The 8,563-nt window shown below is 59.0% G+C and carries 6 protein-coding genes and 2 pseudogenes; 5 read left to right on the top strand and 3 right to left on the bottom strand.

All coding sequences use genetic code 11. The features are described from left to right. A pseudogene (locus H8B02_RS41955) lies at nt 1-444 on the bottom strand (transposase); the annotation flags it as partial. A 467-nt stretch (nt 445-911) separates the two neighbouring features. Between H8B02_RS41955 and H8B02_RS41950 the strand changes: the two are divergent. From H8B02_RS41950 to hemN, 5 genes are all read left to right on the top strand, one after another. Beyond that, nucleotides 912-1,109 (top strand): hypothetical protein, encoded by a 198-nt coding sequence (locus H8B02_RS41950; protein WP_229171538.1) that lies wholly within the window; start codon nt 912-914, stop codon nt 1,107-1,109. Between the two features lie 66 nt (nt 1,110-1,175). Beyond that, nucleotides 1,176-2,009 (top strand): universal stress protein, encoded by an 834-nt coding sequence (locus tag H8B02_RS41945; RefSeq protein WP_229171536.1) that lies wholly within the window; start codon nt 1,176-1,178, stop codon nt 2,007-2,009. A 547-nt stretch (nt 2,010-2,556) separates the two neighbouring features. Further along, nucleotides 2,557-3,240 carry a helix-turn-helix domain-containing protein gene (locus tag H8B02_RS41940; RefSeq protein WP_229171535.1) on the top strand — a complete coding sequence of 228 codons (684 nt, stop codon included), beginning with the start codon at nt 2,557-2,559 and terminating at the stop codon, nt 3,238-3,240. Nucleotides 3,241-3,399: 159 nt separating this feature from the next. Beyond that, complete coding sequence (locus tag H8B02_RS41935) at nt 3,400-4,026, top strand: hemerythrin domain-containing protein (RefSeq protein WP_229171533.1); 627 nt, start codon at nt 3,400-3,402, stop codon at nt 4,024-4,026. 704 nt (nt 4,027-4,730) lie between these two features. Continuing rightward, the gene (gene hemN, locus H8B02_RS41930) at nt 4,731-6,083 is read left to right on the top strand and encodes an oxygen-independent coproporphyrinogen III oxidase (RefSeq protein WP_229171531.1); all 1,353 of its coding nucleotides are present in this window, start codon (nt 4,731-4,733) and stop codon (nt 6,081-6,083) included. Between the two features lie 693 nt (nt 6,084-6,776). Here the strand turns inward: hemN and H8B02_RS48280 are convergent. Together H8B02_RS48280 and metE are read right to left on the bottom strand one after the other, a co-directional pair. Next, nucleotides 6,777-6,932: a hypothetical protein gene (locus H8B02_RS48280; protein WP_283842313.1), complete on the bottom strand. Its 156-nt coding sequence runs from the start codon at nt 6,930-6,932 to the stop codon at nt 6,777-6,779. 119 nt (nt 6,933-7,051) lie between these two features. Then, a pseudogene (gene metE, locus H8B02_RS41925) lies at nt 7,052-8,503 on the bottom strand (5-methyltetrahydropteroyltriglutamate--homocysteine S-methyltransferase). Between the last annotated feature and the right edge of the window lie 60 nt (nt 8,504-8,563).

Raw genomic sequence — 8,563 nt, 5'->3', positions numbered from 1 at the left:
AGCGTCTGGATCGGTGGTCGAGGCATGGGTGTCATTCGAGCGCTTCTGGCCATGGAAGTCCGCATCGGCATTGCGGCCGCCGCCTTGCGCCGGCGGCTCGCCAGAGCCATCCTTCGGCTTGACACTCTTCGTCGAGGCCCAGGCCTCGATCAGCGTGCCATCGACCGAGAAGTGATCACTCGATAGAAGCCTCTTCACCCTGGGCTGCGCCAGCACCACCGCCAGGAACTTCGCCGCGATGTCGCCTTCCAGCAGCCGGTCGCGGTTCTTCGAGAACACCGAATGGTCCCAGGCTGCGTCGTCGACGCCGATGCCGACGAACCAGCGGAACAGCAGGTCGTATTCCAGCCGCTCCATCAGAAGCCGCTCCGAGCGGATCGAATAAAACGCCTGCAATAGCATCGCCCGCAGCAGCTTCTCCGGCGGGATCGACGGCCTCCCAAGGGGATCTGATTGTGAAGACTGACGATGTCTTGAGTGTGGGCAAGCGCCATCGCCTTCGTTTGCGTATGGATTCTCCGTCATCCACCCCCATTTGTGGCTCTCTCACCTCCACGGCTTGGTATACCTCGATGTGTTTACAAGCGGTTCAATGGTAAGGTCGCCGAGCTTGCCATCCAACTACCCGATCTGGCAGTCCTCGAGCGAATAGTCTAAGGAGGTGTCTCATGCCGCGTCGGCCGCAGGAGCTGCCTCCGGCGCTTCGCTCGAGGCCCGACGGGACGGCCGGCCGTTTTCATCAATCACTCAGCGAGCCGCACTGATTGAGTTCCAGCCGCAGTTCAAGAATCCGGACACTCCGGCTGGAGCGCGGCGAATGAGGCCTTGCACGACCTTCGGTTACCGGCACGTTGTTCTTCTAGCAGGGCTGGTTTGACAGGATATGAATGTCGAGCCGGACATGACGAGGAATGGACGGTGTCCACGATCCCCTCGCCAATACAATCGCCGCGCTGATATCGCGCCAGAATGGCTGGGCACGAATCCTGCAGCACCCGGCCAACATCGCTGATGCACCACAGGCGATGCTGATTCCTGCCTACGGACCATCGCGAGAACTGCTCCTTGCCAATTTGATCGTCCTCAGAAAATTCAACGACGGCATATGAAGCAGATCAATTGCCGGCCCGGATTTGTGCTCCGAGGCAGCAGGTCTTTCACTTCGGAGAACGGCAATGTTCGGGAACATATTGGTCCATATTCCCACGGAGCTCCCGGTGCGGGCTGTGGTCAACGGCTCGATTTCCTTCGCACTGAGCACCGGCGCGCATCTTGATGTTGTGGCGATCGGTTACGAGAGAACCATCATTCCGCTCCTTGCGCTCGGCATGGCGGCAGTCACTTCTGTTTTCGAAGTCGAGGAGGCGCGTGCGTTGGAGCGGGCCAAAGCAGCACTTCATGCCTTCGATCTCCAAGCACGGAATGCAGGCATTTCCTATACGAGCCGCGCGATGAGCGCGATTCCCGCCGACGCGCGCCGGATCATCTGCGCGAGCGCGCGAGTCCACGACATGACCATCGTCACACAGCCTCAGAGCGGCTACGACAGTTACGATAATCTGATTCCCAGGGAGATCCTTCTCCAGGCTGGTAAGCCTGTACTGTACCTACCATATATCTGCCACAGCGCTTTTTCGATCAGACGGGTGGGGATTTGCTGGGACGGCAGCCGGCGAGCGGCCCGCGCGTTGCACGACGCAATGCCACTTTTGTGTAAAGCCGATGCCCTCACCATCATCGCGACCACCGCTCCGGACAAGATCCCGGCAGAAAGTTCCACCGCCTGTCTGTGGGAGTACCTTGCGAAATCAGGACTTCCTGCAAAGGTCATTTCACTTCCGACATCCCGTTCAGCGCAGCGCGCCCTTCTCTCGCTTGCGGCCGACGAAAGCCTCGACCTGCTGGTGATGGGAGGATATGGTCGCTCTCCGCTGCAGGAGAGGCTGCTCGGCGCCGCCGCGGGGCATATGCTTCGGGCGATCAACATCCCGATCCTGATGTCGCACTGAGGGCAACAATCGTCCGGGCGACATGTCGCCGGATCCCGCCAGGATGCGGTCAGAATGCCGTCGCGATCGGCGTCAGCGACCATCCGAGGATGCCCGTGCTCAACTTCGGGCCAGATCACGATTTCCTCCGGTTTCTAGAATTGCTGGAGAGCGGCAAGGCCGGCCATTGAGCCACGTCAATATGTCGCGCGAGTCAAGCGCTATGATCCAGCTCCCAACTCGGGCCCACATGCACACCTATCGATCGATGACCGGGCGCGTGGTCCACATCCTCGAGCGTACATCGATCCGGATGATACCGCATCGTCACCTCCGCGACCCGACCGGTGCTGACGAGGATCAGGGTCATGGCGCCTGAAGCAGACTTCCTGCGGCAGGCTTAAAGTGGCGGTGGACGACAGCCTTCGGCCTTGCTGGAGCTCTTCACCGGTGCGACTTACGTGTAAATACTTAGTGGTTTCTACTTAGGTAAAACATCCAGATTTCACAGTTCGTCAAGAGCGACCAATCTGCGTCTCATCGACGTTAGCTTAAGATAGGGTCCGCCATGCACGCCCAGGGCACCAGTTTTCCTGAGACCAGCCGCCATCCGAATAGCGTCTTGCGTGGGCAAGCTCACAATTGCGGGCCGTTTGGTATGATTGCGACACCGATGCGGTTCACTCGCAATAGCGAGATCTACGGAGAGGACGAAGCAGCCGAATACCTTTATCAGGTGGTGTTGGGTGCTGTGCGAACCTACAAGATTCTGGAAGACGGACGTCGTCAGATCGGCGCGTTTTATCTGCCCGGTGACATCTTTGGCTTTGAGGCGGAAGAAAGCCATATCTCTTCGGCCGAGGCGATCAGCGAGACGCACCTGCTGATGGTGAAGCGCACTGCTGTCATTTTTCGCGCCAGTCACGAGAGGGAACTCGCAAGGCAGCTCTGGGACGCGATGGCGCTTGAGCTCCGCCGCTTCCAGGAACATCTGATGCTCCTGATCAGCAGCGCAGAAGAACGGGTCATCGCGTTCCTGCTCGATATGTCTCGCCGCGCTACGAAGGACGCTGCCATCGAACTGCCCATGTCACGGCAGGATGTTGCAGATTACCTCGGCCTGACGATTGAGACAGTGTCGCGCACCTTTACCCAACTTGAGCAGAATGGCGCGATCGCCCTGCCGAGCTCACGCCGAGTCGAGCTCCGCAAGGACAGATTGTCCAACCGCTTTGCGCAGACCTTTGGCTAAGGCGATTTGCGCCAGCTGCAGGCACGGCGGCGAAATGCGCTACTCCTGTACGCCGAACAGCGTCGGCAATGCAGCGCAGAAGAACATCGAACGTCGGCTTGGCGATCTGGCACAAGTGGCCAGAATCGCATTTACATTGTTCCTCCATGGAGCACCGCAATGATCATCGATCGTTTGCTTGGAGAGCATCGCAATATTGATCTGCTTCTGGTTGCCCTTCAACGCGAATTGGAGATTTTTGAGCATGGAATTCGTCCAGACTATGAGGTGATCCGCGCGATTATCAGCTACTTCGAGGTTTACCCGGAGGTGTACCATCATCCTCAGGAAGACTTGATCTTTTCCAAGCTCAAGACGCGCGATCCGGATGCGACTGCAATGGTCGGCGATCTCGCGCATGAGCATCAGGACGTCATCGACCGTTTGCACCGCATCGCTCGCGCCATTGATGGCGTCCTGGCGGATCGAGAAGTCCTTCGGCAAGACGTCGGCAACATCGTACGCGACTTTATAGTACGCGAGCGGCACCACATGATGTGGGAAGAGCGAGACTTCTTCCCCGCCGCCCGTAAGGCTCTATCGGCTCGGGATTGGACCGAAGTCGCTTCCTCCCTCACCGATCACGGAGATCCGCTATTCAGCGAGACAGCGGAAGCGGCTTCCGAAGCGCTAAGAGCGCACATTCTACAATTGGAACAAGAAGCTGAAGCCGAACGGAGCTCACTCGCGTTTTCGTCCGCAGTGGCCGGCAACCCGCGACACGGCGCCGAGACGGATGGCCCATAGTGATCGCTGCCGTCTCAGGAGAATGTGAGATCATGCTCATCCTGTCGAAATGAAGATGGCGATGCTCCGCCGGCTCGCAGGCTACGCACAGTCTGGACGCTTCCGCGCTCGATGATCGCTTGCTTTAATTACCGTCGCCAGGGGTATGGCCGAACCTCCATAGGATCTGGTTCCAACGTGATCGTCGGCAGGGATCGCAGCAGGCTCGGCCACACCGCATTGATCTCGCGCAAAAAGGGCATCTCTCATGTCCGCGACCGATGAGGACGAGTGCGGCCAGGCCGGGTACGGCGAAACACTCTCCCTCCTCAAGTCCTGCCCGGCATGGGCTGAATCGCGGGCCCGGCACCGGCTCGGCTCGCCGCACGCATCACGAGATGCCGCCAAGTCCCGGAAGTTCGGCACGAACAGCGGGGCGTTGGACGTCACGTTCGACATCGACAACGCTTTCTGCTTCGTTCGCCTCTCCCAATGCTGGCGCGATTGGATAACGACGAGCTATGGGTTCGCATCGCCAAGAATGCTCATTCCTGACGCGACCGCTTCATCGCGATCCCAAGCACGATGCATGCGCCGCGAGCATGACCTACCAATCAGGTTTCAGAGCCGCCACAGCCACCAGCAACCGGGATAATTTGAGGCAGCGCAAAGCTCATCCGGCCCCTGTCGGATAATCCGGCCTGGAAAGCAAGAAAGGCATCCGAATGCGACCGGACCTGGCACAATCCTACGGGCAGCACCGAGTGCCGCGCTACACCAGCTATCCGACGGCCCCTCATTTCTCAGAGTCAGTTCGCGAGATCGACTATCAAGCTTGGCTCAAGTCCCTGGGCCGCCAGCAGTCCGCCTCGATCTACGTCCACGTGCCATTTTGTCGAAGCATGTGCTGGTACTGCGGCTGCCACACATCTGTCACGAAACGCGACGATCCGATCGCGATCTATGCGGCTGGACTGCGCACTGAAGCCTACCTCGTTGCAGAAGCCGTTGGGCAACGACAGCCGATCTCTCATATTCACTTCGGGGGTGGCACGCCGACGATCATGACACCTGAAACATTCGCTGATTTGGTCGGTTCGTTGCGTTATTCGTTCGCCGTCCTGCCTGATGCCGAGATCGCGGTGGAGATCGATCCACGCATCTTGAGCGATCCGATGGCCGAGGCGCTGGGCTATTGCGGCGTCAACCGGGCGAGCCTTGGGGTGCAAAGCTTCGATCCGGTTGTTCAGCGGGCCATCAATCGTCTGCAGAGCTTCGAACAGACCGCAACTTCGGTCAATCGGTTACGCCGCGCCGGCGTTTGTCGGATCAATTTCGACCTGCTGTATGGACTGCCCCAACAGACAGTCGATTCGTGCCTGGACACCGTCGACAAATGCCTCGAGTTGCACCCGGATCGGTTCTCCGCCTTTGGCTACGCGCACATTCCTACATTCAAGAAGCATCAACGCAAGATCGACGAATCCACTCTGCCCAACAGCGTCGAGCGCTACCTCCAATCCGAAATGATAGCCGACGCTTTGGTTGACGCTGGATACGTGCGCGTCGGCATCGATCATTTCGCCCTGCCGCACGACAATCTCGCTCTGGCGGCGCAGCAAGGCAGGTTGCGGCGCAACTTCCAGGGCTATACTGACGATTGCGCGGACGCCCTTGTTGGTCTCGGCGCCAGCGCCATCGGCCGCATGCAACAAGGGTTCGTCGCGAACGCTGTCTCGACAAGGGATTACCTCGCTCGTGTCACCGAGGATCGGCTCGCGACCGCGAAGGGCTATTCGCTGACTGATGACGATCGCTACCGAGCGGAGATCATCGAGCGAATTATGTGTGACATGACAGTCGATCTCTCCGAGACATCCCGTCGTCACGGCAGGGATCCGGAGGTGGCCGTCATCGATCGGTCCCGACTCGACAGCCTTATCGCAGATGGCGTCGTCGTGGTTGACGATGGCCGGCTTTCCGTGGCCGATGGCGCCGAGTTCCTGGTCCGGAGCGTCGCGTCGGCGTTCGACGCTCACCTTCCTCGGTGCGGGGCTACGCACAGTGGGGCGGTCTGATCGTCGTGGACGGCCTAGCTTGTCACTCTAGCAGTCCCGCACTTCGGTCACCAGTGAACTGGCTTATGCCCGGGTCAGACCGATCTCGTGATTGAGGAACACCCGATTGGCATCCGCCACTTTCAACGTCGTGCGTCGATCCGCTCATCGATCCCAAACAGAGTCGCAAGCCGAACCTTGGCTATTGAGTGGAACCGGACAGCGACTGCCTGAGCAGGGTTCAGATCAATAAGAAGCCACCCATGCATTGGCTGATCGAGCGGCAGGAAAGCGCCGCCAATTGCACTAGCCTCGGCCGATACCACGACCGCCGGGCGTCACCCGCAGTCCTTGCTCGGCTCGGCACACCATTGTGAAAGTGCTGATCAGCGACAAACCTTGGTGTAGTTTTCCAATACTCGACTACATCGGCCGCATACCACAGCATAATTGAGCTACCCTGAGCTCGTGCTTTAAATTGGGTTCAGATTTTCGGCGAATGTCCTCGCCGGTGATCGGACCATCGGCTGTCCTCCCTCCGCTGATGGAAGTCGGCGATGCGTCAGCGTCGCTCCTCTCAGACTTAACTTTCGCCCGGCCTGCTAAGTGCGGCCGGGCTTTTTTTGTGCTCATCCAAGGCTCCGCCAAGATGATCGAGAACGCAAATGACTCAGAAGCGGATCAGCTTCCTCGAGGAGAGAGCCAAGTGCAGGATCAACGGCCTGGCCGATCGGATGCCGCGCGCCGTTCGCGGGCGGCGACCATGTTGACCAGCGCCGGGCGGCCCTCCTCCCATTTGCGCGTCTTCAGGCCACAGTCCGGATTGGCCCTGAGCTGCGAATCCTGCAGCCGCTTCCGGGCCAATGCCATCAGCTCCTTCATTTCCCCTGCCTCGGGAATGCTTGGAGAATGGATGAACTGATAGACGCGTTCAGGAACTACAAATATCCGAATCAGATCGGGCCAGGCGTGTAGATGATGTCATTGAACTACAAGTAGCACATATGCGTGTGAATCTGCGTCTGATCAGCGACGCCCGATGAGCAAATGCGGAAGCTATCCCCGGCCCACTCAAGATAGGCCGCCCACTCTGATCGACGCAATGGCAATCCTTCGCGGAGTGCGGCTTCGTCGATCTGGATCATGCTCGCACCAGCTATCTCGAGATCGCGAATTTCGTCTCTATCGCGAGCGCAATCTGACGGCAGACCTCGCTTCTTGGAATATCATCGCAAGATCGTTACTGGTCCGGTCAGCATTGCCTTCATCGGCTTGCTGGTCAGTGATTGCGCGTAGCGCCACCAGCCGACGGTGATCCGCTTGGGCCCCAAAACATCGCCAAACAGGATCCGTGGCCTGACACAGCGCGAGCCATAGGATTGCACCCAACCGTTCCTGGTAAATGCGAAGCCAGCAAGCTGCTCGCCGAAGTACTGTACCATGTCATTGCGCTCAAACTCGCCGTGCACGAGGACGTCCAGACCGATGTCCTCCTGCCAACGTATAGCGCGCAGTCTCCTCCTTGAGGAATTTGTCGTATTGCTCGTCGCGCCTCGCGCGTGTGCCGCACGGGCATTACGGACCTCTGCGGTCTGCGAGAACGATCCGATCGTCGTGGTGGGAAAAGCCGGTAGTCCGAAGCGCTTGCGTTGAATCTCGGCACGACGGACAAGTGGGCTGGCGCGCCGGCGCATGGCCTGGTCGATCGCTCTCATCCGCACGGCGAGATTGGTATCACGGATCTTCGGCGAAGTCCGGCGGACGGTCACGCCAGATTGCGATTCAGCAAGAGCTTCCGCAACGTTCCGGTCGCCCGCGAGTGCCCGCGCCAGGATCGCAAGCTCACGCATCTTCTGTACCGAGAAAGTAAGCCAGCTCCTGACATCGGAAGCAAGCCCGGTATCGAGTTCAACATTGACCGGCACGTGAAGCAGCGAGCAGGATGGGGCGATCTGTACACGATCCCTGCCTAGCTTCGCAATGGCGGGATCCAGCCGCTGGCGGAGCGCCGACAGATTCGACCGCCATACATTTCGTCCGTCGATGACACCAAGCGACATGATGAGATCGCTTCGGCCGGTAGCAATGATCCGTTCCAAGAGCTTCGGCGCGCGAACCAGATCCACGTGCAGTCCGGCAACAGACATGTTCAAGGCTGTATCCAGATTATCACCGAGGTCGCCGGAATAGCTGGCAACCATGATCTTGACGTCCGGTCCCTCCCCGGCGAGCCGGTCGTAGGCGTGCAGCAAAGATTTTCGCGAACCCTCATCCAGATCAAGGACCAGGCAGGGCTCGTCGAACTGAACCCAGTTTGCTCCCCGTTTGGCCAGCTCCTGCAGAACCTCGATGTAGACCGGTATCAGATCATCCAGGAGCGACTGTGGCTGGAACGCAGGATCAGCACTCTTGCCAAGCTTTAAGAATGTGACCGGTCCTATCAGGACAGGGCGGGTCTGAAAGCCAAAAGCCTTGGCTTCCTCATACTCCTCGATAGGCTC

It is taken from the genome of Bradyrhizobium altum, from assembly GCF_020889705.1.
Classification (GTDB): Bacteria; Pseudomonadota; Alphaproteobacteria; order Rhizobiales; family Xanthobacteraceae; genus Bradyrhizobium; species Bradyrhizobium altum.
The sequence above is the reverse complement of the archived record's forward strand: the minus strand, read 5'-3'. Positions and strand labels throughout refer to the sequence as shown.